Source organism: Pseudoalteromonas sp. SCSIO 43088 (genome assembly GCF_023650795.1).
Classification (GTDB): Bacteria; Pseudomonadota; Gammaproteobacteria; order Enterobacterales; family Alteromonadaceae; genus Pseudoalteromonas; species Pseudoalteromonas shioyasakiensis.
Genome location: NZ_CP072675.1, coordinates 42,699 through 65,808, shown reverse-complemented (window position 1 = coordinate 65,808; position 23,110 = coordinate 42,699). Strand labels below are relative to the sequence as shown.

The window sequence follows — 23,110 nt, the reverse complement described above, 5'->3', positions numbered from 1 at the left end:
TAAATTTATGCTTAGTCGTTCAAGTACTCGTCAAAGTCGTCATCGCCTAAGTTTCTGCGCAAGCGTTTTTGTTCAAGATAGTCTTCCAACTTCTTCTTTACGCGTTGCTTTTTCTTGTCGTGTTGATTACGCCCGACCATTTCGTACTCGTCTTCAACAAAATCGTCATCTAGCGCGTCATAACTAAATGTCTTACCCACAACCCACTCCATAAAGTGTTTGAGACCAATTCTTGAGATTAAAATTTGCTCGATGAATTGGCAAAGATTAAAAAGCTCAGTAGTAATTTAGTATCTAAAAAACCACCAAAATAAAGCCATACACCCATGCTAAATAGGTCATATGTCAATATTGTGAATAAATAGCGCTAAATTTGATTTCTGAAAAGTGAGAGTTTTTTATCGTTTCGATAAAAGTCATTTATGCATGTGTATTTTTTAGTTAATTTGACTAAAAAATGGTTAAAAAGTTATTCCCCGCAATTTTTGAAAAAGCCTCAAAACACAGCAAGATTTTGAATTAATTGAATTTATAAATTTTGGCATTCAATTTGATTATGTATTTGTGTCATTTCAAACAGGAAAGAAAAAAATGAAAAAGTTATTGTTAGTAAGTTCTTTATTTATCGCTACCGGCGCAATGGCTCATAACGATAATGATACAAATATTTCATTCAGCGGTGAGCAGTGTGATGTTGAATTTATAAATGATGTACGCATTACACCAAGCGAGTTAGAAGTATACACAGCCGATAATCGCACTATGAAAATCATCGATCAACACACTTTATATATCGATGGTCAAAGCGTGTCGCTTGATGCTTCACAACAGCAAGCAATTGCAGATTACTCAGACAGCTTACGCAGCCAACTTCCTGAAGTAGCAAATATCGCACTTGATGGTGTAAAAATAGCTGGTGTAGCCATCGAAGAAGTATCAAATGCTTTCAATATTGATGGCCTAAGCGACATTTCAGAATTAATGGACGATATCAGCGTAGAAGTACAAAACGCTTTCTATCAGCAAGGTGCGTTCACCATGGGTCAGCAAAATTTCGAAAAATTTGGCCAAAACTTTGAAGACCAATTCGATGAGCAAATCGAATCGGCTGTCGAGTCAGCCATGATGCAATCGATGGGCAGTATTTTAGTGGCGCTAGGCTCTGAACTTTTAGGTTCAGGTGGCGACATGGATGAGTTTGAGCAACGTATGGAAAACATGGGCGCACAAATCGAAGCTCGTGTAGAAACACAGGCAGCTCAACTTGAAGAGCGTGCAGATGCGTTATGCGGCAGCTTTGCTGATATCGCTCATAAAGAGCAAGAGCTAGTGGTTCTAGTACCAGAGCTAAAAGAGTATCAACTATTTACTTTTAAACAGAACGCAGAGTAATGAATTAACATCCCTGAACCAAAACACTTGGTCCTTTCGCGCAGAGCTTGCTCTGCGCTTTTTTATTTTTTGGCCAGCACAGTCAGTTGCGATAACGTTTTAATCGCCTGCTCTAAGTTTTCAGACCAAGGCAAGCCATAACTTAAGCGAAAACAGCTACGGTACTTTTTACCCGCTGAGAATATCAAACCTGGAGTAATGCTGATCCCCGCCTCTAATGCCAAGTGGAATAACTTTACCGCATCATATTGGCTACCAAGGTCAACCCAGATAACACAGCCCCCTTGCGGGTTACTTATACGCGCACAACTTGGCATATATTGCTGCAGGCACCAAATCATACGTTCTTTATTGGTACTTAAGCGCTGTCTAAGCAAACGAATGTTACGGTCGTACTCACCGCTAGCTATAAACTCATACAAGGTCCACTGGTTTATAAGTGGCGCTGAGCAACTAAGCGCACGTTTGTGTCGCCTTGCTTGCTCTGCAAACTTACCGGCAATGATCCAACCAATGCGGTAACTAGGTGCGGCTGTTTTTGAAAACGACGCGCAGGTGATCACTAAGCCCTTTTTTGAATAAGCTTGTGCAGGAGTGGCACGCTTAGCTGTAAAATGTAAGTCGCCATAAACATCATCCTCAATAAGCACCACGTCACGCTGCTCTAAAAGTGCCACTAATTGCTCACGCTTGGCATCAGGCATAAAACTGCCAACAGGATTATTTAATGAGGTTGAAAACACACAGGCTTTTATATCATGCTCATCGAGTGCTTGAGCCAAATCATCTAGCCATATTCCTTCATCGGGGCATAGCGGTATTTCCAGTGCCTTTAAGCCTAAGCTTTCAATTAATTCGATAATGCCAAAATAACAAGGCGACTCGATAGCAATAACATCACCGGGTTTAGCGACACACTTAAGGGCAATCGCCAACGCTTCTTGAGCACCATTGGTGATCACTAATTCATCGCTATCAACCCCAATGCCAAAATCAAGATAGCGATGAATGAGTTGTTTTTTAAGTGGTGCAAAGCCATCCATCGGGCCGTAATTAATTGCCGATGCGCCCGCTAATGTCATTACTCGGCGCATTGTTCGTGCCAGTGCTTTATCTGTCGGTGCAGCGGCTACAGGGTTGGCGATACCAAATGGCACCACATTAGCTTTATGGATAGCGCTGTAGACTTGCTCAATCAAGCCTTGCTTATTGACTGTGGTCGGCTCTCGACTGAGCCTAACTCGCTTTGGTCGTGACTGATTTAACTGTGAAGACTTTAAAAAGTACCCTGACTTTTCTCTTGCTTCAATCAATCCTTGCCCTTCAAGTAATTGATACGCTTGTTTTACAGTAGGAATACTGATGTTGAGCTTGTCTGCCATTTTTCTGAGCGAAGGTAACTTTTCACCCGGTAATAACGAGCCTTGCAAGCAAAGATCTCTAACTAGCTGAATAACTTGTTGATATAAGAACTCACTGTTACTACGACTGATAACTTGTGACATAGCCCACCAAACTGTATAGGTTGCATTTCTAGTTTTCTGTATATGTTAAGTATACAGAAGAGGATTAAAATGAACATACTTTCAATTTTTGGGTACTAACTATGAAAAGCGCCGCTCTCTACCTTGCTACAGTACTGATCTGGGGATCGACTTGGCTAGCTATTGAGTTTCAACTAGGTGATGTCGCTGTTGAGGTCTCTTTATTTTACCGCTTTGCCATTGCAGCTATTTTAATGTGGGCCTTTGTGCTCATGAAAAAGCTACCTATGCATTATTCACTGCGTGATCACGGATTTTTTGCTTTATTAGCCTTATTTAACTTTGGTTTAAATTATTTAGTGCTGTATTGGGCGCAGAACTATCTCACCTCAGCAATGGCCTCAATAGCGTTTTCGATGTTGCTATTGATGAACATTATTAACACCCGCTTGTTCTTCGCAAAGCCAATTGCTAAACGAATTTACTTTGGGGCTCTACTTGGCGTAATGGGTATTGCCAGCTTATTTTGGCCACAAATTCAGCAATTCGACTTGAGTAACGGTGCGTTGGTCGGGTTACTACTTGCGCTATCTGGAACCTTTGTGGCTTCATTGGGGAATATGGTCAGTGTTCGAAATTCACAACGTAACATTGGCGTACTTCAAGGCAATGCCTGGGGTATGTTATACAGCGCTTTAGGTCTAGCTGCTTATGTTTTAGTAAGCGACGTTGAGCTCACGTTGAACGCCCCAAGTAGCTATTGGGTATCGCTTTTCTACTTAGCAGTGTTTGGCACCGTAATCGCATTTGCTTGTTACTTCGCGCTACTTAAAAACATCGGCCCTGAGCGCGCAAGCTATGTGATCGTGTTATTCCCACTGGTTGCAGTGGTGTTAAGTACTTTATTTGAAGGATTTGAATGGCAAGCGAATACCTTTATGGGATTTAGCTTGGTGTTATTCGGTAATGCTATCGTGCTGACTCCTACTCGACAAATTAAAGCATTTTTTGCTGCACGTAACCTACAGCAAAAAAGCTCCGTCCCCAGTTAGAAGTGACTATGTCGCCTCTAACACCAAGCGCCGGCAAATTTGCCGGCGCTTTTTTATGGCATATGAAAACGAAGTGCTTGTTTGTGTATCTTAATCTTAGCCGGAGTAAAACCAACAAGCTCACCATCGGCTTCTATAGCCAACCCTTTCGTGGTGACCTCTGCAGTTGTTAACTGGGTATATTCTAGCGCTTGCAAACCATGATGCTTTACGAGCAGTAAATACAAAAAGCTGATCAGGTTTTTCAACAAACCGCCAGCTGGCATGCAGTAGCAATCAAGCTGACCATCATTTAACTTTGCCCGAGGGGCAATCTTTAAGCCACCACCAAAGTAATGATGATTAGCAAAAATCGTCGCTAAATTACTGTAGCTGAGTGCTTTACCATTAAACTCACCCTGAACTGACTGTGCCTTAAATGAAAATAGCTGCTTGATGCCCTGCCAAGTGTAGCCAAACGAGCTAAAACTTCCGGCTTTATTTAGTTGAGTCACGACTTCAGCGTCAAAACCTATTCCCGCCACATTAATAAAATAGCGCTGATTGATTTGTCCAACATCGATTAACTCAGTACGGCTAATAAAAACAGCGTCATACCAAGCCTGTTGTTTACACGCAAAGCCACGAGCAAAATCATTTCCTGTGCCTGCCGGAATTAACGCGATAGAGCAGCGACTCGACATTAATGCATTAACAGCTAAATGCAGCGTCCCATCACCACCAATCACCACAACTTGAGTCTGGTTCTTAGCTAAAAGCGCTATATCAGCGCAATCATTCTCAAACTTGCCTGTGGTTAAATACAGTTCAGGCTCAATCTGTCTTTTTTTACATTCTTTTAGTAGCCAATCAACACTGTTTTTATGATTTTTTTTGTCACTTGGCTTTATTATTATCAACATCAACGGTTACTTCTTTTCTTGCATGGAAAAACACCACACTCGTTCAAATTATATTAATCTGAATATTTAGTCACTTTCTCACTCTAAAAACGCATAAATAAAAAGAATAAAAACTAAAAACCTTTATTTACCTACACTTCAGCGTTAAACAAACTGCATAAGAATGCAAGATACCACTAAGTTAAAAACTTAACCCCATGTTAATAAAAGGTTTTTGGATTAGAAAAAGTTATCCGACAGACTCAATTTTTATCGTTTTATTTTTGTTCAGTTTGATTGCAAAATACTCACGTTTTCAACCAAACACAACCCGGAGCAAAGTAATGAACCCAATTAATACATTAAACCAAAACGCTGCAACTCATGTTGCCGTAAAACCAACAAACCGCAAAGCAAAAATGTTGGCAAAACTAAATCGCTACGGCAAAAAGTTAGCTCTTGGCGGCGTAGTACAACAAAAGTAATCCCCAACCATGGTTACTTTATCGGTGCAGTAAACACCCAACCACTAACGAAGATCCTTCTTTAGCTCCTCCGTTTACTGCTCCAACCCCTTTCTTTTAAGTTAAAAACAGCAATTAATTAAACCTTTTTACAAAAAACTCCCTCTTTACGCTCAAAAAACAAGCAAACAAACTTTTTCCTATTTACACAGCCGATTCAGCTAAGTATTATTCTCGCATCACGATGTGGAGAGATGGCAGAGTGGTCGAATGCACCGGTCTTGAAAACCGGCAGGGGTTTGTAGCCCCTCTAGGGTTCAAATCCCTATCTCTCCACCACTTATTTTTATTTGTTGGTTAATTTCAGCAAATTACAATCAGAATTATGCGCTGGAGAGGTGGCCGAGTGGCCGAAGGCGCTCCCCTGCTAAGGGAGTATAGGGTTTGTAGCTCTATCGAGGGTTCGAATCCCTCCTTCTCCACCATTTTATTATTAAAAACCGCTTTTAAGCGGTTTTTTTATGCCCGAAAACTTGCACACTTCATTATATTTCATGCATGCTAAGTATCTATTTGCTACACAAAGTGATGCTATGTTTCGTTTTGCATTTTTTACTCTTGCCCTATTTGCCAGCGCCTACAGTCAAGCTACTATTTATAAGTGCATGATTGACGGGGTTGCCACTTTTACGGAGCAGCCTTGTGGGAAAGATGCAGTAATCGTGAAAATTTCACCGCCACCAGCAAGTAGCAAAACACCAGCTACAGAGCAGCCGCAAAAGCCACAAAAGCCTGCCGACTTAAGTGTTGAAGATTATTTAAAAATTCAAAAAGCCGATCGTGAAATAGAGCGCCTTCAGCTAGAAATTAAAGAACTACAAAAACAACAAAGTAAGCGCATCGATAAACTCAATAATATGACGCAAGATGCCGCAAATAGGTTAGGCGCAGCGTCTATTGATGATGCTATCAGCAAACAAAGTGAGCGTATTAACGCTTACTATAAAAGCCAAATCAGCATCCTCGAAAAACAAGTAGCACAGCTAGAAGAAAACAAAAAGCAGCTCAAAGAGCGAGGCACGCAATCCAATTAGCTTAACTTACTAAAACTGGTCAGACATGATATAACAACATTTGCTGATTTAGTTTAGGGATCAATCGTTTTGCACATTCACACGCTCGAAGGTTATATTCAAAATATCTATTTAGTTGAATATCCAGATAAATTGATGCTACTTGATGGGTGTTGCCGTGCTGATGTTGATACAGTATTTGACTATATTACCGAACAACTAAAGCGCCCCATCACTGACTTAAAACTGATTGTAGTCACCCATATGCACCCAGATCATGCCGGTGGAGCGCATGCACTAAGAAAGTTAAGCGGCGGCAAAATAGCGACGTCGAATGCTCCAGGTCAATGGTATAGAGGCATTGATGGTTTCTTAATGCACTTAACCGATATCGCTTTAGCTTGGTGGGTCGCCGGTAGGTTAAATAAAAAACGCCACAATCTTTGGTACAGCCGCCATTTAGATGCTGACTATTACCTTGCCACTGATGCAACCCTACCCGGCTTTGACGATTGGCAAGCACTACATAGCCCAGGTCACACTGACCGAGATATTAGCCTGTATCATATTCCTAGCGAGCGAATTTACATTGCTGATTTACTAGTGAAAGTAAAAGGGCAGCTTGTACCACCCTTTCCTGTTTTTTACCCGAAGCTGTATTTAAGCTCTTTGTTGATGCTAAAAGCGCTACAACCAAAACGGATTATGTTTGCCCACAGCAACGAAGTCAGTATTGATGACATCGACTTTGAGCAAATTTTAGCGCTGGTCCCCGAAAAACCAATGACGCACTGGCGTTCCGTCAAAGCAAAAGCTCGACAAGCTCTTAATTTAAGGCGCTTTTCACAGTCGTGATAAAAGTATCTATATCCTGCTGATCATTATAAATATGAGCAGAGACTCTTAAGCCTAAGTGACGTTCATCAACCGCAATATTCGCTGCAATAAGCGCAGCTTTAACAGCCGCTTGTTGCTCGCCAAAATGCATAATAGCCGTACCAGAGCATTTGTCAGCCTGTATGGGTGAGCGCATATAATCAGCTAATTGATCATGAAACTGAGCGAGCATTGCTAAGTTATGAGCGCGTACTTTCTCAATACCAAGATCAGCAAAGTAATTAATACTATGCGAAGCTAAAATATAAGGTGCAACTGAAGGAGTACCGCCCCAAAAGCGTAACGCGGTTTGATGATAAGCAAAGTGCTTAATATCAAACTCAAACGGATTTTGATGAGAAAACCAGCCAACATCTTGTGGCTGACAAAGTGATAGCTGCTTGCTGTTAACCCATAAATAAGCAGCACCCGGTCCACCACATAGCCATTTAACACTCGAGCCCAACATAAAATCGGCATCAAGCTTAGTTAAGTCGACCTCTAAAATACCCGCAGACTGCGCAACATCTAGTAAGCTCAATGTGTTGTGTTGTTTCGCGATATTTATAATTTCATGAATAGGCGCTTGCTGACCCGTGTTTGAATAAACATGGCTAATAAAGACTAAATCAATATCATTTTTCGCTAAATATGACTGCCAAACCTGCGCATCAGTTAAATCTTCATGCTTACCAATAAACACGATTTCAGCACTTTCAGGTAGGGCTTTTTGCATCGCAAAACCCATGCTTGGAAAGTCACTTTCTGCCATTAACACTTTGCAATTTTCTTGTTGCAGTCGCGGGTGCGACATCAACAGCTTGGTTAAACCACTCGATAAGTTAACTTGTGGACAAAATAACTCACTTTGCGAGTTAAATAATTTAGCGAGACTACTCGTAAATGCTTCAACACCTTGCAACCACTGTTGCCATGGTTCTTTATTTTCATTTTGCCAAGCGGCAAAAAACTGCTGATGAAAATGCTGCTCAGCAGATTTTAAGGGGCGCCCAACAGAGTGGTTAAGCAAATAGCTGCCTTGTGGAATTACAAAATCGTCTTTACTCATTACTTAATCCACTGTTTTAACTTAGTTAAATCATCAAACCGAGTGCGAATATCATCCCGTTTTGCTGCCGCACGGCGATCACGTAACTGCTCTAATGAGTTAAGTAACACATGCAAAGGCGGCCCACTGGCTGTGACTTTATCCAGATGTTGTTGCTGCATTTGCTGTGAAGGCTGCGCTATGTATTTACTGACCAACTGATTATGGTGGCCAATGGCTGTATCACCATGCAGTTTACACACTTGAATGAACAGCTTTAAGTTAGTTTGTAACCATTCGCTATCGCGCTCAGCTTCTGCTGCTAAAAAGTCATCCATAATACTTGTCATACGCATGCTTTCACGCAGGATCTGCTGATCTTCAGGCATCATATACAAGAATTTATCCACCAGCATTTGCGAGTAACTAGGTTCATTAGCAAAACAAAGACCAAGCAGTAAATCAATAACATTAATGCCCGCAAAATCACCAGCATTCGCGCCACGATATACCTCTTTACCTACTCGATACGGCTTGTAATACGGGCGTACACAATAGAAAAAGCGGTCTGTATCGAGCTTGTTGTATAACGTATTGTTCGACTCAATCACATCAAGCAATGCTTGTTTTGCTACTGCGAGTAAATCTGCCGCGATAGGGTGTGATATCCCTAACGGCTGAATTTTTAATAAAGCATCTGCCGCGCGCTTATACGCTAAAATGCCCTTGGTATTGTAATCAATAAAGATTTTCTCATCTTCAAGGTCAGTAAAACGCTTATACAAGCCATCAACCGCTTTATTGTGGGTGGTTAAATGCGCCGTTGCAAAACGCGGGGTTACACCAATAGATGCACCAATGTGCATTGCCAACGCAGAAGCTTCAACAAGGGGTGAACTTGTTTCACGAGAAGGCTCAGTGATCTCATGGCGACGGCATGCCGCCATATACAAGCCAACATTACCTAATAAGTCAAAGGCATTATCAAAGCCTTCATCGGTATTGCCCTCTGCCAGTAAGGCACGAATATGCTCATTACCTTCTTGCTCTAATTGACGTTTAAGGTGCTCACCGACACCCTCTACATTCGCTTTATCGTCTTGTTGCCAATATAGTTTTTCTAATTCGCTGTTGATCTCAACAAAACGGGTGCGAAGCCAGCTATCAAATGCCTTAGTGTTCTCAGTCACAGGCTCACTCCAAAATAATTATATTGCGATAATGTTAACAGAGTTCAATGAGTGCTAATCGCCAAAATATAGACTAGAATCCATCTAGATTAGTGAAAATCACTCAAATAAAAATGAAATTAGATAAAAAAGACCAACAATTACTTAATGCTTTACAGGATAATGCGAGAACTTCTGTCTCAGAGCTGGCACACTCGGTTAGCCTGTCCGATACCCCTTGCCTACGCCGCATTAAAAAGCTCGAATCAGCAAATGTGATCAGTGGTTACCATGCTGCCATCAATCCTAAAGCAGTTGATTTAAATGTGTCTGTGTATGCCTTTGTTCGCTTAAACCAGAACTCTGTTGCCGCTGCTGAGCAATTTGAACAGCAGGTTGAGAAGCTTGACCATGTACTTGAGTGTTCTGTTATTTCAGGCAGTTATGATTACCTGCTGAAGATCGTTGCCGCTGATTTAGAAAGCTATGAAAGCTTTGTGAAACATAAATTAGGTAGTATTGATTGTATTGCTAACATCGAATCGACAGTGGTCTTAAAACAAGCGTTCACTAAGCGTCATTTACCGCTCGCTTGACGCACCTTGCTTGCAAATAAAACATAACTCGATAAGCTAAAAACAGGCTTTAAAAGGATGCTTAAAATATGAAATTCATCAACTTAGTTGCTATCTCTTGGGCCATCAGTGGGCTCTTTAGCAGCTCATTAATGGCGCAACAACAAACCTGCCTTACTCAGCTTGAAGACCAAGAACTGATGATGAAAAGTAAGCGCGAAGGACTATTTAGAGAGCCATTACCACGCACCCATAGCACCTTTAGCTATAATATCGAGCAAGCATTTAGTGACTATTTAACCGCTGCTTACCTGCAAATTAGTAGCGAAAACCCGCGTGCTAGTTTGCCATGCCCTGTTTACACAGACACCTATCAGCAGCTTGTTGAACAAGGCGCTCGACCAGCTAACGCGACTGTTGCCGATTTAATAAGCCCATTTGAACTTAAACAGGCCAATAGCCGTAAAGCCGTGCTCTTGATCCACGGTTTAACCGACTCACCCTTTACCTATCACGACCTTGCACAAGTGTATTATCAACAAGGGTATACGGTACGCACAATTTTACTACCAGGGCATGGTACCGCTCCTGCAGCACTTAGAGACATCGATGCCGATGATTGGCAAAAGGCTAGCGTGTATGCCATTGAGCGCACATTAAAAGATTTTGATCAGGTGATATTAGGGGGCTACTCAACGGGTGCTGCACTGGTTATTGATTACTTAACTCAAAGCCCGGTCGATAATAAGATTACTGCTGCTATGTTGTTTTCACCCGCAAGCGAGCCACACAATAAAAACGGTTGGCTGGCGAAATGGGTTGATGCGATTCCATTTGTGAATTGGATTGATAAAGATGCGGACCTTGATTTTGCCAAGTATGAGTCGTTTCCATTTAGTGCAGCCTCAGCTAGTCACGAAGCAATGAGCCGTATTAGCCTTGATGAACTACGTCATCGCCAACTCCCTAATGTAGCGATATTTAGCACCTTTAGTGATGTTGACACCACAATAGATAACCAAGCGACCTTTAAAATTTTAACTAAGCTACACGACCCAAAAACGCGCAAAAATAACCAGCTTGATCGCCTTGTATACTATGGGGATGACAAAAACATCCCCGCCAGCTTTCCAGCTGATTACCAAATAATTCGTGATGACTGCGACACCGATGACTGTAAAAAAATCAAAGGGATGTCACACATTGGTATTGTTAATAAACCCAGCAACCCTTACTACGGTCGCACAGCATTGTATCGCAATTGCGGAAGCTACTTAGATGACGACACGCTTTATACAGCCTGCAAATACCAAAAAGACGTTGTGATGGGTGAGCGCACAGCCGAAAATTTACAAGCGCACAAGCCCTTTGCACGACTCACGTTTAATCCTTATTTCGATAAGCTTGCTATGCATATCAACGGTTTCATCAAAGATATTGAATCGGCTGCACAATGAGTGAGTTTAGCCACCGCTGGTTTAATCAAATAAGCGAGATTGATGCCGCTCTTTGGCAATCATTTTTTGATGATACGCCCTTTACTGATCACGCTTTTTTAGCGGCTTTAGAACAAACGGGCTGTGTGAGTGAAGAGTCAGGTTGGCAACCTATGCACCTAGCAATTTACCAGCAAGAACAGGTCATAGCCTTACTACCCGGGTACCTAAAACACCACTCTTATGGTGAATATGTATTTGACTGGGCTTGGGCTGAGGCCTATCAACAACATGGCCTAGAGTATTATCCTAAATGGCTGTGTGGCGTACCCTTCACACCTATTGCTGGGCAAAGAATTTGTATAAATCACGATAACCCCACTGAAGTCTATGCTTACACTCAGCATGTACTCACAGCAACAGCAGCGCAGTTAGGCTGGTCAGGTTGGCATATAAATTTTTGCCACCAACAGCAAGCGACTGCATTAACTAGCGAAACCGTAATGCAACGTCATGGCGTACAGTTTCAGTGGTTTAATGAAGGCTATAATTGCTTTGAGGACTTTTTAGCTTCACTCACCGCAAGAAAGCGTAAATCGCTCAAAAAAGAACGCGCTAAAATAACTGAACAGCAGATAGCCGTAGAATGGATCGAAGGTGCTGACATCAGCAAACAGCACATGCAGCAATTTAGTCATTTTTACCGCCAAACCTATTTAAAACGCTCAGGCCACAATGGATATTTGAATACCGCCTTTTTCGAGTTATTGCAGCAAAGCATGGCCGACAAACTGGTGCTAATGTTCGCTAAATATCAAGGAGAGGTGATTGCCGCCACTCTCAGTTTTAAAGATCAGAACTGTTTATATGGTCGATACTGGGGAACGAACTATGAGCTCGATAGTTTGCACTTTGAGCTTTGCTATTACCAAGGCATTGAATACTGCATTGCCAACAAACTTAAACAGTTCCATTCTGGCGCACAAGGTGAGCATAAAATAAGTCGCGGTTTTAAGCCCGTAAATACCTATTCATTGCATCATATTCAGCACACTGAGTTTGCAGCTGCCATTAGTGATTTTATTTCTAGAGAACGCCAACATATGGCGCTCTATAAAGCCCAATGCGAAAGCTTACTGCCTTTTAAACAGCAATAATTGGTTATTCGCTGGCATTTGCACATCTTCAACCAAGGTTAAGCCAGCTTGCTCTGCAAGTTGGCAAATCGCTTCAAAATCACGGATTGCACTATGTGCATCTTGCTGTTTTAAAAACGCATCGAATTCAGCATTACTAGCACTGGTAAACTTACCTTGATATTTAAATGGTCCATAAATACACAGTTTACCTTTTGGCGCTAAATGCTTTGCTACACCTTGGAAAAAGCGCTCCACCAGTGACCAGCTAATAATGTGCATTGTGTTCGCCGTAAAAATGGCATTCACAGTTTCAACCGGCCAAGGATCATTAAGGTCGAGTGTCAGTGGCGCATGCAAGTTAGTTAATGCAGCTTCTTGATGCCATTGTAAAATCCCTGGGTGATTAACCTCGCGATCACTACAATACCACTGCAAATGTGCTAAATGCGTTGCAAAATGCACACTATGTTGCCCAGTACCTGAGCCGACTTCTAGTACATCCGTCACATCAGAAAAGAACGCTTCTAATACGTTTAAAATAGGTAATTTGTTGTTTTCACAGGCTTGAGAGAAGGGTTTATCCATACAAATTAGTGCACCATGTTTGGTAATTAGTGCACAACAGTAAAGCAAAAATAAATAATAAAGTCGCGGTGAATTTATTAGTTAAAAATATAAAACCATTATTTTCAACAAGTTAAATTTATTGATCAATATTGGTACAGCTTATGCTATTTCCTAAGTGAGTTAACCAATAGGAGCAATATTATGTATATCTCACCCTACACCGCTGTAGATGCAGCACTTGCAGCCAGCGAACGTGCTGAAAGCGAAAAAGCCGCCTTAACAAGTTGTGACGACAGAGCAACCGTGATCGATCTTCTTTCTCAATGTAACAAAGAAAATGTACAGGCGCCGAAAAAACATGAAACAGACCAGATTTTTATTCTCGGCTACAATTAATCACACACAGTTAATCCATTCAGTCTTAGCTTCATTACATAAGACTTGCACTAAAACCGATTAACTGTAATGATAACAATTATCATTACAGTTAATCGGTTTTTCTATGCACTCTCACAATGCTATGCTCCATTATCAGCGGCAAATGAAATGTGTTTGCCAAAGACCAGGGCTACATGCCCCAGCACTTGTTGCGAACTATGTTGAAGCGGGTTTAAACATTGCACGCTATTACGAAAAGCATCACAACTTTATTTTGCAAGAGCTGTATCTAAGACGCACCTTTCATGAACTACTTGAAAAGATGTGTGATTCATTAGTGCATAATGCAATTCGTAAACAATGTTTGGCTCAGCTTTATAAACCGCAACTTGCGCTAAAGCGTTACTACAAAACTCATAACTGTATTGAAAAGTATTTCAGTTTGGAGCGAGAAGCGTGCCTTCTCAGCCAAGAATTTAACCCGATTTAGGAGTGTTTATGAGCCAATTTAGAACCGAATCAGATAGCATGGGTGAGCTACAAGTCCCTGCGAATGCTTTGTATCAAGCTCAAACGCAACGCGCTATCAACAATTTTCAAATTAGTGGCTTAGCCATGCCTAAGCAATTTATCACCGCCCTCGCCTACATTAAGCAAGCTGCCGCGCAAAGTAATGCTGCTTTAGGCCATTTGAGCCAAGGTAAAGCCAAAGCCATTGAGCAAGCATGCCAAGAGGTCATCGATGGTAAGCATTTTTCAGAGTTTCCGGTTGATGTATTTCAGACAGGCTCTGGCACTAGCTCAAATATGAATGCCAATGAAGTTATAGCCACGCTGGCGAGCCAATTTGCAGGGGAAACCATTCACCCCAACGATGATGTGAACATGGGACAAAGCTCAAATGATGTGATCCCCACTGCGATTGCTGTAAGTAGCGCTATTAACATCATTTATGAGCTGTTTCCTAAACTCGATAAACTCAGTCAAAGACTACAAAGCAAACAAGCCGAAGTAGGCCATATTGTTAAAACCGGTCGCACTCATTTAATGGATGCAATGCCGGTGAGTTTTGCACAAACACTGGCTGCATGGCAGTTACAAGTGGATCATGCAATGGCTGGTATTCGCCAAGCTCTTGAGCGAGTTTGTGAACTTGCACAAGGTGGCACAGCAGTTGGTACCGGTATTAATGCCGACCCTGCGTTTGCCGGTGAGTTTTGCCAACACTTGAGTGAGAATGTGGGTATTCGCTTTAGCCCAAGCAAAAACTTCTTTTATAACATCGGTTCACAAGATGCCATTGTTGCGCTGTCAGGCCAGCTAAAGGTACTTGCTGTAGCACAAATGAAAATAGCCAATGACTTACGCTGGATGAACTCAGGCCCTCTTGCAGGGCTTGGAGAAATTGAGCTTGAGGCTTTACAGCCAGGTTCATCAATTATGCCGGGGAAAGTAAACCCTGTGATCCCTGAAGCGGCCGCTATGGTCAGCGCACAAGTCATTGGCAATGACGCAACCATTACAGTGGCTGGTCAAGCCGGTAACTTTGAGCTCAATGTAATGCTGCCTGTGATTGCCTTAAACATTTTGCAAAGTATCGAACTGTTAGCAAATAGCAGTGAAGCACTGGCAGATAAAGCGATTGCCAGCTTTAAAGTAAACCAAAGCAATGTTGATAAAGCGCTCGCTAAAAACCCAATTCTGGTTACTGCACTTAATCCGGTGATCGGCTATAGCAAAGCCGCAAAAATTGCCAAATTAGCTTATCAAGAAGGTCGTCCTATTATTGATGTTGCTGCTGAGCATACGGATATTTCGCGCGAAGAACTGAGCAAGTTACTGAACCCTGCCAAACTAACCCAAGGTGGTTTGTAATACCTATTTATTGCAAATAGGTGTAAAACTTTTATCCTACTGTAGCTCTGTGAATACAGAGCTACTTACTGAAAGCTAACGTTTTTATTGCTCCACTTTGAGCAATGTGTATGATAGTGAGTACTTATTCAACGATTTTTAGGTATGTTATGCGCTATCCACTATTGGCAATTTTATTTCCTGTGTTATTAACTGCGTGCTCGGACGCTGCAACTAATGAGCAAGCCGAATCAACGGCAACCAGCAATAAACTTGTCGAGGCACCAAAAGCCGTTGAAATAAAAAACGCTGAGGAAGTGACCAAAGCAGCCCCAGATAAAGCCACTATTAGCTCTGCCCATGAGCAACTTAAACAGCTAATCGATGATCCTAGCTGTGACAACAGCACCCAATGTAAAGTATTACCTGTTGGTAGTCGTGCCTGTGGCGGCCCAAGTAGTTTCATTGTGTATTCAACCAAAACAGCTGACACGGCTGAGGTTGAAAAACTTGCAAAAGATATCACCGCCCTTGAAAAGCAATTTAACGCAGCAAACGACATGATGAGTATTTGTCAGCATCTAACCGCGCCAGGTGCGCAGTGTTCTGAGAATACTTGTGTTAGAATCGAAGGCTCAGCGGCAAGTGTATACTAAGGAATAAGCAATAATGGTTCGTTCATCGACTTTCAAGAAACTTTTCATCACCACAACTGTGTTAGCAAGCATTGCTTTAAGCGGTTGCGAAACAACAACGTCGGGTAGCTCTGCACGCGTTGATCTAGGTGATTTAAATGATCAGCTGAACGATATCGTTAGCAATAATAGCTGTACTGCGAGTTTTCAATGTAAGGTGTTAGAAGTTGGTGAGCGGGCATGTGGTGGCCCAAGTCGCTATGTGGTTTATTCAACGTTAAACAATACACAAGAGCAAGCAGAGCAACTTGCAGAGCGAATTACAGCGGCTGAGAAGTCATCTGATCAAGCATTAACTGTTAACGATTGCTCACCAGTTCTGCCTGTACAATCGCTGTGTATTTCACAGCAGTGCCAAGCAATCGAGATTAAGTAAATAATGCAATAAGGCCGGAAACAATCACCACGCTGATGATACAAACCCCGGCCTTATATATGTATTTAACCTGCATTGTATTATGCACCCAGTAAGCATAAATGTAGCGAACAAAGTAACTTGCTGCAGTGCCAAATAATGCAAAAATAACTAAATACGCAAGTAAAATAATATCCACAGTCATGCCACTTCTTTAAAACATCTAGTCTCAGTGTAAGGGCTTAAAGAAGTAAAGGCAAAACCTTAGCTTTTTTTACTGTGTTCAATGAGTAATTCAGCCACGCGCTGCTTCACAGCACGCTTATCATCGGCTGCAACACCAAAGCGCTCAGCCAATAAAGCAATCTCTTCATCATTTAAGTTAAACGATAAACGCTGTCTGGTTTTTTTTGACTTAACGTCGAGATCCAAAATCTTACGGATCATATCTGATGGCGTAAGCTCTTGGTCAATGGCTTGCTTCTTAATTGATTTTTGCACTTCAGAGCTTAAATCAAACGCCATTTGCGTGGCTCTAACGGCTTGCTCCTGACGCTGCCATTTGGCTTTTGCATCACTCACTTGGCATCCCCAGGAAATAAGTCAACAATATCGCTAATTGGTCTGGTTAACGTCAGTGATACCTCTGTTTCACCGCCTTCCCAAATCTCAATATTTAAACTATGCGATTCATCATCTGAGCTTAAACAGATCATTTCACACGGTTCACCGCCTTCATCTTCATAACGAGGTAAAGGCTTATTGCGGTAGTCCTTATTATGGAAATAACACACATAAGGCGCTTCTGATTGCTTGTAGCTCGATGCTAAAAAGTGACTAAAACGCTCCGGACTATTTTGTACATTAATTGCCGTTAATTCGTCTTCATCAAAAATACGAGCGAACTCATCAAGGGTAAAAATCTCATCAACATCATCGCGTTGAATTTTGATCGCAAAGTTTGCCCATTGCTCACCATCATCTGATTCAATTTGCAAAAACACCACTTGGCCAGATTCACTCTCGAGTACCAACTCATACTCTGCACTACGTTGGTACTGATACGTTTGCACATCAATAACACGCAGTGTTTGTCCTTTTAACCAGCTTGGGTAAGCGAACGAATCAATCACCGTCAGCATATCACCAACGAGTAATTGGCTTGGATCAGTAAGCTGACGCTCTGGGGCTTTTTTAGATTTGAAAAAGTTAAACATTGGCTGACTCCTTGTTGAAGCAAAAAAGGTAACCCAGTGCGTGGGTTACCTTTTGTCTTTCCGTTAACTGATTAGCTATTTTGTTTTGCTTTAATACGCGCCAGAATATCCGCGCTTTTCGGATTGGTATCACCAATACCCGCTTCAGCCATTTTCGCTTTTAAATCATCGCCATTAGTATCAGCTTCTAGTTGCTTAGCCGCACCTAACTGGTCTTGACGGTCTTGCTGACGCTGCTTAATACGCTCTAGAGACTCACGTGCTGATGTCATTGATGAGCTATTAGTATTTAGCGTGCTGTTTACAGCCATTGTTGCTTGCTGCACACTCTCAGTCGTTTTAACCATTGTTAATTGACGTTGGTTTTCTTTAATCGACTTTTCAGCTTCTTTAACTTGCTGCTTTAGTTGCACAATGTGGTTACTAAAACCAGCTAACACTTCTTCGTGCTCTGCTTTTTCAGCTTCAAAATCACCGATTTTTTCTGCGATTTCTAATGCAAGAGCTTCGTTACCTTTTTCAAGTGCTTGGCCTGCATACGCTTCATGTTCAGCAATTGATGCATCTAGTGCGCTAATTTTACGCTTCGTTTGCATCTCTTTTGCCATTACTTCGGTCAGGCTTTTTTTAGCGCGTTGTAGGGCATTTTGTGCATCAGCAATTTCTTGTTCAAAGATACGGATACCGTTTGCATCAACAATTGCTTGTCCTGCTTCACGAGCGCCACCACGTACAGCTGTAAATAGTTTCTTTAAAATACTCATAATCTTAACTCCAGAAATTGCTAATTAATCGTTTAAATAAATGGTCACGGCTTCAAGTGCATCAATCGCATTGTCTGCCAGTGTTACCAACTCATGGGTAATATCATCAAACGATGAATTAACCGATAACGCGCCAAAAATAGCGTATTTATCATCAATTTTTGCAAATGCGCTTAATGGGATTGGTACATTTAAACGTAGTAACGTTTCGTTTAACTCATTACGCATATCTGCTTGTACTTCGTTTTCAGCAAACAGGTAGCTAATACACAGTAATTGCTCTTCTGTTTGAGTAACAAAGATAGGTAACTCATCATTCCCATCGACGATAACTTGTAACACATCTTGTTCACCTTCGTTGGCAATCAAGAAAGACTCAAAGCTCACACCTTCAGTTTCAAAAGAAGCCAGTTTGATTGATAGTTCATTTAATTCCATGTCTCACCTTTTTACGTTTTGACATATTATGTCTGAGTTAAGATTTGCATAGCCGACATATTATGTCAACTATAAAATATCAATTTTTGTACAATTCGGTTTCAACTTGCCACGCTTGGCGGTAATAATCATATAAGGTTCCAGAACCTAATCTATTGACTTCAATCGTGTTTACTTGTTCAAAAAAATGATTCGGAAACACAAAAGAAGCCAATAAATATTCTTTACTTACCCAACGAGATGGCACCGGTAATTCGTTAGTTTCGCGAATTCGCTGACTTGCTGATTTGCCAGCGGTGGTCGCGATAGTCCAACCCCATTGACCAAACGAAGGAATATTTTGTTGGTATTGCTCAACATAACCAAAGCCAGCAGCTTTCATTGTTTTAGCAATACTTAAAAATGCTTTCTTCGCATGATAAGGGGATGTTGATTGCACGGCCACAGCCCCATCAGGTGCCAACAACTGACGCACATGATTATAAAAATAATCACTGTACATCTTATTAAGATCAGGGTGATTAGGGTCTGGTAGGTCAATTAAAATAGTGTCAAAGCGCTCGCCTTTAGCAAGCATTGCTTCGACTTCTAAAAAGGCATCTGCAATGCGAATATCAGCGCGGGGATCGCTCATAGAGTGCTTATTTAGCGCTGTTAAACGTGTTCTGATTTCCTCTGGCGCATCATAGTCGCCGACATCATTACCAAATAAGTTTAACAACTGACCATCTAAGTCAACTAAGGTGACATGCTCTACTGGCCACTTCAGAACATCACGTAATGCAAGCCCATCACCACCCCCAATGATCAACACGCGGTCATGACGATTTGAAGCCAACATAGCAGGATAGACAAGCATAGAATGATAAATTTGCTCATCCACACTTGAGAATTGTAAACGGCCATTGAGGTAAAGATCGGTAATTGCATTGGGCTGATTGCGGCTCAAACGCTCAGTTAAAACTAGGTGCTGATACTTAGTTGCTTGCGAGTAAATCACTTTATCTTTGTATAAAACATTACTTAGGTTTTTCATCCAGCTGGTGCCAAGCACAAGCACAAACGCAAAAAACACCAACAACAGCACATGGCAAACTAACAGTAACTTAGCGAAGCGAACATGTTGATGATAGCGCCATAAAAACACGAGACCAGCAATAATATTAAACAACGCCGTCCAAGCTGCTGCTTGCATAATTGGCATCGCAAGCATAATGCTCACCCAAATCGCAGCACCGACACCGGCACCGATATAATCCGCCCCGTAAATAGTTCCCGCATTATTTTCTAAAAAGCGGCCATAAACTTGCTGGCGAATACGCGCAATTAGCGGGATCTCCATACCAATCAATAGCCCGAGTAACAGACCAAACACATAGGGTAAGAAACGTGACCACTCTTGTAGCTTTTCAAATACATAACCATTAAGTACGGTATCTGCAGGCAAGTTAAAAATTTCGGAGAAGATATGCGGCAGTGAATAACTGACAGCGATAACACTCGCTATCGCTAAAATACAGCCCATGCCGACCAAAGCAATAATACTCTCTAGCCACGCGAAAGCAGTAAATGCATCTTTAAACCAACGTGCTAAAAATGCACCGATACCCATAGCGACAATCATGGTACCGATCATGGCATAAATGGCACTCTCGACCGAGCCTAAGACACGACCTGCATAATGAGATAGCAGGTATTCATAAATAAGGCCGCACCCAGCGAGTACGGCCATAACAGTTATTAATAGGAAATCATGCCCAAGTAGATTGGCTCTACTTGGGGCGCTTGTTGTAGTAGACACTTAATTAGGCACCTAACAAGGTTGCCATAGTCGAACCAATCGCAAATGAGATTGCTGCAGAGATAGCTGCTACACCCACGTTCTTCTGGCGGTTCACTTCATCTGAAATATCACAACCAGATAGGATGATTTTGATAGTCACTAAATGTAGTAAAATGAAAGCAACTAAACTCACTGCTGCACTTAATGCCCAGTATCCTAAACTAGCAACAATGTTGTCAGCCGCATAAGGAGCAATACCTGATGCAGCCGTTAATGCCAATGCACTACCCACTAAAAAGCCAGCATAACGAATACCTACTGCTAAGTTACCGTCAATAACCGCTTGCTGTAAGCAATCACCACTGCGATTAGTACGCTTGAATAACTGCACTCGATATTGACTGATCAGTAGCATCGCAATGCTGCCAATGGCAAAAGCTGCGATCACAATTGGAATACCATGCCAGCCTTCGGTCGCAACCCAAAATAAAGCTGAGCGAATGACAATCGCCACACTCACCACATGGCCAAAATCAATGAGTGCAGCAGTAGCATTACCTTTTACGATTTCGTCATGCAGGCTCACTTTACGAAGCGCTACCTTGTCTTGGAAGAAGTGACCTAGCTTGATAAGCACAATCGCCATCACACCATAACCTAGCATTTGTAATGCTTCTTGTTGTAAAGTCGGTGCAAATGAGCCGCTACTCACGCCACTAAGAACAATAGCCAGTGCCACAAGCCCAGCCGCAAAGCTAATACCAAAAGCAAAATTGTCACGCTCAGTTATTTCATCATTAGCGTGTAAGTTAGATACCCAGCCTTTGATAAATTTTAGGCTGACAAATAAAGCGATAATGATTGCAAAGTCGATTGCTAAAGCTTGCAACGACCAAGTTGTTATTCCATTAAATTCATACATGTGTTGTAACTCCGGTGGTTATTCTTTTCACTACTTACCGCGGCTAATGCCACGTGATGTTCTGCTCGAGCTGTTACGTAATGACCCAGAGCTTCTACTGTAACTACTGCTAGAAGCATAGCTACTGCGTGTGCGTGGCGGCGTATAGCTGCTACGGCTTAATCCAGATGCGCCACTGCGCTTAGTGGCATACGGACTAGTGAATTGTTTACCTTGACGTTGATAAGACTGTCGAGTCCGCGTCTCTACCGTTTGTTGTGCTTTAATCTGTTTTGGGCTCGAATAACGATAACGGCCATAGTCATTGTAATAGCTGTACTTTCTGTGACGGCTCCAGCGACCATACTCAACTCGGTCGAATACATCGCCCAACATGCGATACATCCCGTACCAAACCCAAAAACTGGTACCGCTGCTATTCGTTTGCCATTGCCCATAGTTAGGGTTACCAACTAACTGGTTACCAACACTTTCACCTTCAGCAGCTTCACTAATTGCACCAACCCGTGCTAGTGACCCCTGCGACATGTCAGCAAGCATATTGATAGGATCGGTAAGCGCATCTTGAAATAAAGATGGCTTGGCAGCATCACGAATAAGATCAAGTTGATGAAGAGTATCTTCATAAGGGGGTATTAGATACGTAGACTTAACATCAGCTAATCGTTGTGTAAGACCTGAATAAATAGCCCCTTCACGAGTGGCATCAAGACTAATTACACGGGCGATCTCAGAAAGTTGCGGTTGCTGCTCAGCAAGCACCTTGCCGTATTGTTTAAGTATCGTCGCATTACGCAAAGAGCCATTATCAAGCGCTGTACCGAGTTGATTTAATTCAACTTCAGCTTTTTCTATGGATTGTTGTATTGTTTGTTTCAGCTGCTCTTCTTTCGACTCACAGCCCATAAGCAAGCTTACCAAACAAAACAGGCTAATAAGTTTCCAAGCTTTTATTTGAGACATTCATGTCACCTGATTGTGGTTTAAAAACGCAAATAGTTTTACATAGCTCAGGTACTAAACCAAGATTAAAATTGCAACAAAGGGTAAATTGGGTTGGTAGGTTACATAAGTTAGCGAGGGGAAAGTTAGCGAGGGGAAAGTTTTAAGGTCTGGCGTAGGTTGGGTAGAGCGGAGCGAAACCCAACACATCACAGAGCTATCAGCTTTCAGCCGTCAGCGATCAGCCGCGCGGTGTGGGTGTTTGGTGCTGCGTCTTCCTCTGCCCGAGGTTCTAGGTTCTAGGTTCTAGGTTCTAGTACTCTTTCACATATATTTTGATCAGTTGCCCCTACTTAAATTCAGGTAACTGATCTTTTTCAATCAATAATTCAATACTCCTGCTTTTTCCAGTAACTGATGTTATAAATTTCTTCTTCTTAAGAACTGAAATCATTGAATGAACACTTGAAGATGCGGTTCCAAAGTAGCGCTCAAAATCACTTTCAGCAGGCGCAATCCCATTCACTTTTGTGTAGTAATAAATAAATGCTAAATACTGACCTTGCTTTGCTGTAAACAGTGGCGACTCTTCTTTATTCATAATGA

The 23,110-nt window shown here is 41.9% G+C and carries 28 protein-coding genes and 2 tRNA genes; 15 read left to right on the top strand and 15 right to left on the bottom strand.

Going from position 1 to position 23,110, the window contains the following annotated elements; genetic code table 11:
• Positions 1-11: 11 nt before the first annotated feature.
• On the bottom strand, positions 12-200 hold the full coding sequence (locus J8Z28_RS00355) for a PA3496 family putative envelope integrity protein (RefSeq protein ID WP_082389337.1): 189 nt from the start codon (positions 198-200) through the stop codon (positions 12-14).
• 391 nt (positions 201-591) lie between these two features.
• Between J8Z28_RS00355 and J8Z28_RS00350 the strand changes: the two genes are divergently transcribed.
• Complete coding sequence (locus tag J8Z28_RS00350) at positions 592-1,392, top strand: YggN family protein (RefSeq protein WP_054563710.1); 801 nt, start codon at positions 592-594, stop codon at positions 1,390-1,392.
• A 62-nt stretch (positions 1,393-1,454) separates the two neighbouring features.
• On the opposite strand, the gene J8Z28_RS00345 is transcribed toward J8Z28_RS00350, so the two are convergent.
• On the bottom strand, positions 1,455-2,897 hold the full coding sequence (locus tag J8Z28_RS00345; RefSeq protein ID WP_054563711.1) for an aminotransferase-like domain-containing protein: 1,443 nt from the start codon (positions 2,895-2,897) through the stop codon (positions 1,455-1,457).
• 101 nt (positions 2,898-2,998) lie between these two features.
• Here J8Z28_RS00345 and J8Z28_RS00340 point away from each other — a divergent pair, with 101 nt between their 5' ends.
• Entirely contained in the window at positions 2,999-3,928 is a 930-nt protein-coding gene (locus J8Z28_RS00340; protein WP_054563712.1) for a DMT family transporter, read from the top strand.
• A 53-nt stretch (positions 3,929-3,981) separates the two neighbouring features.
• On the opposite strand, the gene J8Z28_RS00335 is transcribed toward J8Z28_RS00340, so the two are convergent.
• Positions 3,982-4,830, bottom strand: a complete 849-nt coding sequence (locus tag J8Z28_RS00335; protein WP_062566263.1) for a diacylglycerol/lipid kinase family protein — start codon at positions 4,828-4,830, stop codon at positions 3,982-3,984.
• A gap of 323 nt (positions 4,831-5,153) precedes the next feature.
• Between J8Z28_RS00335 and J8Z28_RS00330 the strand changes: the two genes are divergently transcribed.
• From J8Z28_RS00330 to J8Z28_RS00310, 5 genes are all read left to right on the top strand, one after another.
• Complete coding sequence (locus J8Z28_RS00330) at positions 5,154-5,294, top strand: hypothetical protein (protein ID WP_165385084.1); 141 nt, start codon at positions 5,154-5,156, stop codon at positions 5,292-5,294.
• Positions 5,295-5,521: 227 nt separating this feature from the next.
• Positions 5,522-5,612 (top strand) — tRNA-Ser (locus tag J8Z28_RS00325).
• Between the two features lie 53 nt (positions 5,613-5,665).
• A tRNA-Ser gene (locus tag J8Z28_RS00320) sits at positions 5,666-5,758 on the top strand.
• 108 nt (positions 5,759-5,866) lie between these two features.
• The gene (locus tag J8Z28_RS00315) at positions 5,867-6,367 is read left to right on the top strand and encodes a DUF4124 domain-containing protein (RefSeq protein ID WP_165385083.1); all 501 of its coding nucleotides are present in this window, start codon (positions 5,867-5,869) and stop codon (positions 6,365-6,367) included.
• 69 nt (positions 6,368-6,436) lie between these two features.
• Positions 6,437-7,201, top strand: coding sequence for an MBL fold metallo-hydrolase (locus J8Z28_RS00310; protein ID WP_062566266.1), 765 nt, complete (start codon positions 6,437-6,439; stop codon positions 7,199-7,201).
• Here J8Z28_RS00310 and J8Z28_RS00305 read toward each other — a convergent pair.
• Together J8Z28_RS00305 and J8Z28_RS00300 are read right to left on the bottom strand one after the other, a co-directional pair.
• On the bottom strand, positions 7,173-8,291 hold the full coding sequence (locus tag J8Z28_RS00305) for an aminotransferase class V-fold PLP-dependent enzyme (RefSeq protein ID WP_062566267.1): 1,119 nt from the start codon (positions 8,289-8,291) through the stop codon (positions 7,173-7,175). The genes J8Z28_RS00310 and J8Z28_RS00305 overlap by 29 nt on opposite strands.
• Complete coding sequence (locus tag J8Z28_RS00300; protein ID WP_062566268.1) at positions 8,291-9,460, bottom strand: PrnB family protein; 1,170 nt, start codon at positions 9,458-9,460, stop codon at positions 8,291-8,293. The genes J8Z28_RS00305 and J8Z28_RS00300 overlap by 1 nt, the downstream gene beginning before the upstream one ends.
• A 113-nt stretch (positions 9,461-9,573) precedes the next feature.
• Between J8Z28_RS00300 and J8Z28_RS00295 the strand changes: the two genes are divergently transcribed.
• From J8Z28_RS00295 to J8Z28_RS00285, 3 genes are all read left to right on the top strand, one after another.
• Positions 9,574-10,035: an Lrp/AsnC family transcriptional regulator gene (locus tag J8Z28_RS00295; RefSeq protein ID WP_062566269.1), complete on the top strand. Its 462-nt coding sequence runs from the start codon at positions 9,574-9,576 to the stop codon at positions 10,033-10,035.
• 68 nt (positions 10,036-10,103) lie between these two features.
• Positions 10,104-11,471: an alpha/beta hydrolase gene (locus J8Z28_RS00290; protein ID WP_062566270.1), complete on the top strand. Its 1,368-nt coding sequence runs from the start codon at positions 10,104-10,106 to the stop codon at positions 11,469-11,471.
• Positions 11,468-12,607 carry a GNAT family N-acetyltransferase gene (locus J8Z28_RS00285; RefSeq protein WP_062566271.1) on the top strand — a complete coding sequence of 380 codons (1,140 nt, stop codon included), beginning with the start codon at positions 11,468-11,470 and terminating at the stop codon, positions 12,605-12,607. Before J8Z28_RS00290 ends, J8Z28_RS00285 begins: the two co-directional genes overlap by 4 nt.
• On the opposite strand, the gene J8Z28_RS00280 is transcribed toward J8Z28_RS00285, so the two are convergent.
• Positions 12,584-13,174, bottom strand: coding sequence for a DUF938 domain-containing protein (locus tag J8Z28_RS00280; RefSeq protein WP_062566272.1), 591 nt, complete (start codon positions 13,172-13,174; stop codon positions 12,584-12,586). The genes J8Z28_RS00285 and J8Z28_RS00280 overlap by 24 nt on opposite strands.
• Positions 13,175-13,357: 183 nt before the next feature.
• Here J8Z28_RS00280 and J8Z28_RS00275 point away from each other — a divergent pair, with 183 nt between their 5' ends.
• The 5 genes from J8Z28_RS00275 to J8Z28_RS00255 all read left to right on the top strand — a co-directional run bounded on the left by J8Z28_RS00275 (position 13,358) and on the right by J8Z28_RS00255 (position 16,459).
• Positions 13,358-13,552: a hypothetical protein gene (locus tag J8Z28_RS00275; protein WP_054554610.1), complete on the top strand. Its 195-nt coding sequence runs from the start codon at positions 13,358-13,360 to the stop codon at positions 13,550-13,552.
• 106 nt (positions 13,553-13,658) lie between these two features.
• Entirely contained in the window at positions 13,659-14,024 is a 366-nt protein-coding gene (locus tag J8Z28_RS00270) for a hypothetical protein (RefSeq protein ID WP_054554609.1), read from the top strand.
• Positions 14,025-14,032: 8 nt separating this feature from the next.
• Positions 14,033-15,409, top strand: coding sequence for a class II fumarate hydratase (locus J8Z28_RS00265; RefSeq protein ID WP_062566273.1), 1,377 nt, complete (start codon positions 14,033-14,035; stop codon positions 15,407-15,409).
• A 149-nt stretch (positions 15,410-15,558) separates the two neighbouring features.
• Positions 15,559-16,044, top strand: a complete 486-nt coding sequence (locus tag J8Z28_RS00260) for a hypothetical protein (RefSeq protein WP_062566274.1) — start codon at positions 15,559-15,561, stop codon at positions 16,042-16,044.
• Positions 16,045-16,057: 13 nt separating this feature from the next.
• Positions 16,058-16,459 (top strand): hypothetical protein, encoded by a 402-nt coding sequence (locus J8Z28_RS00255; RefSeq protein ID WP_058585357.1) that lies wholly within the window; start codon positions 16,058-16,060, stop codon positions 16,457-16,459.
• On the opposite strand, the gene J8Z28_RS00250 is transcribed toward J8Z28_RS00255, so the two are convergent.
• From J8Z28_RS00250 to J8Z28_RS00210, 9 genes are all read right to left on the bottom strand, one after another.
• Positions 16,452-16,637 (bottom strand): hypothetical protein, encoded by a 186-nt coding sequence (locus J8Z28_RS00250; RefSeq protein WP_062566286.1) that lies wholly within the window; start codon positions 16,635-16,637, stop codon positions 16,452-16,454. The two genes, J8Z28_RS00255 and J8Z28_RS00250, sit on opposite strands and share 8 nt — an antisense overlap.
• A 65-nt stretch (positions 16,638-16,702) precedes the next feature.
• Positions 16,703-17,020 carry a hypothetical protein gene (locus J8Z28_RS00245; RefSeq protein WP_062566275.1) on the bottom strand — a complete coding sequence of 106 codons (318 nt, stop codon included), beginning with the start codon at positions 17,018-17,020 and terminating at the stop codon, positions 16,703-16,705.
• Positions 17,017-17,655 (bottom strand): hypothetical protein, encoded by a 639-nt coding sequence (locus tag J8Z28_RS00240; RefSeq protein WP_055199258.1) that lies wholly within the window; start codon positions 17,653-17,655, stop codon positions 17,017-17,019. The genes J8Z28_RS00245 and J8Z28_RS00240 overlap by 4 nt, the downstream gene beginning before the upstream one ends.
• Before the next feature lie 71 nt (positions 17,656-17,726).
• Positions 17,727-18,419, bottom strand: a complete 693-nt coding sequence (locus J8Z28_RS00235) for a PspA/IM30 family protein (RefSeq protein ID WP_054554603.1) — start codon at positions 18,417-18,419, stop codon at positions 17,727-17,729.
• 24 nt (positions 18,420-18,443) lie between these two features.
• Positions 18,444-18,857 carry a YjfI family protein gene (locus J8Z28_RS00230; protein WP_054563728.1) on the bottom strand — a complete coding sequence of 138 codons (414 nt, stop codon included), beginning with the start codon at positions 18,855-18,857 and terminating at the stop codon, positions 18,444-18,446.
• Positions 18,858-18,936: 79 nt separating this feature from the next.
• Positions 18,937-20,589 carry a polyamine aminopropyltransferase gene (locus J8Z28_RS00225; protein WP_414858337.1) on the bottom strand — a complete coding sequence of 551 codons (1,653 nt, stop codon included), beginning with the start codon at positions 20,587-20,589 and terminating at the stop codon, positions 18,937-18,939.
• A gap of 73 nt (positions 20,590-20,662) precedes the next feature.
• A complete protein-coding gene (locus J8Z28_RS00220) occupies positions 20,663-21,562 on the bottom strand; it encodes a DUF350 domain-containing protein (RefSeq protein ID WP_062566277.1) in 900 nt (299 codons plus the stop codon).
• Positions 21,563-21,592: 30 nt separating this feature from the next.
• Positions 21,593-22,525, bottom strand: coding sequence for a hypothetical protein (locus J8Z28_RS00215; RefSeq protein WP_062566278.1), 933 nt, complete (start codon positions 22,523-22,525; stop codon positions 21,593-21,595).
• A gap of 328 nt (positions 22,526-22,853) precedes the next feature.
• Positions 22,854-23,105, bottom strand: coding sequence for a LexA family protein (locus J8Z28_RS00210; protein WP_175081208.1), 252 nt, complete (start codon positions 23,103-23,105; stop codon positions 22,854-22,856).
• Between the last annotated feature and the right edge of the window lie 5 nt (positions 23,106-23,110).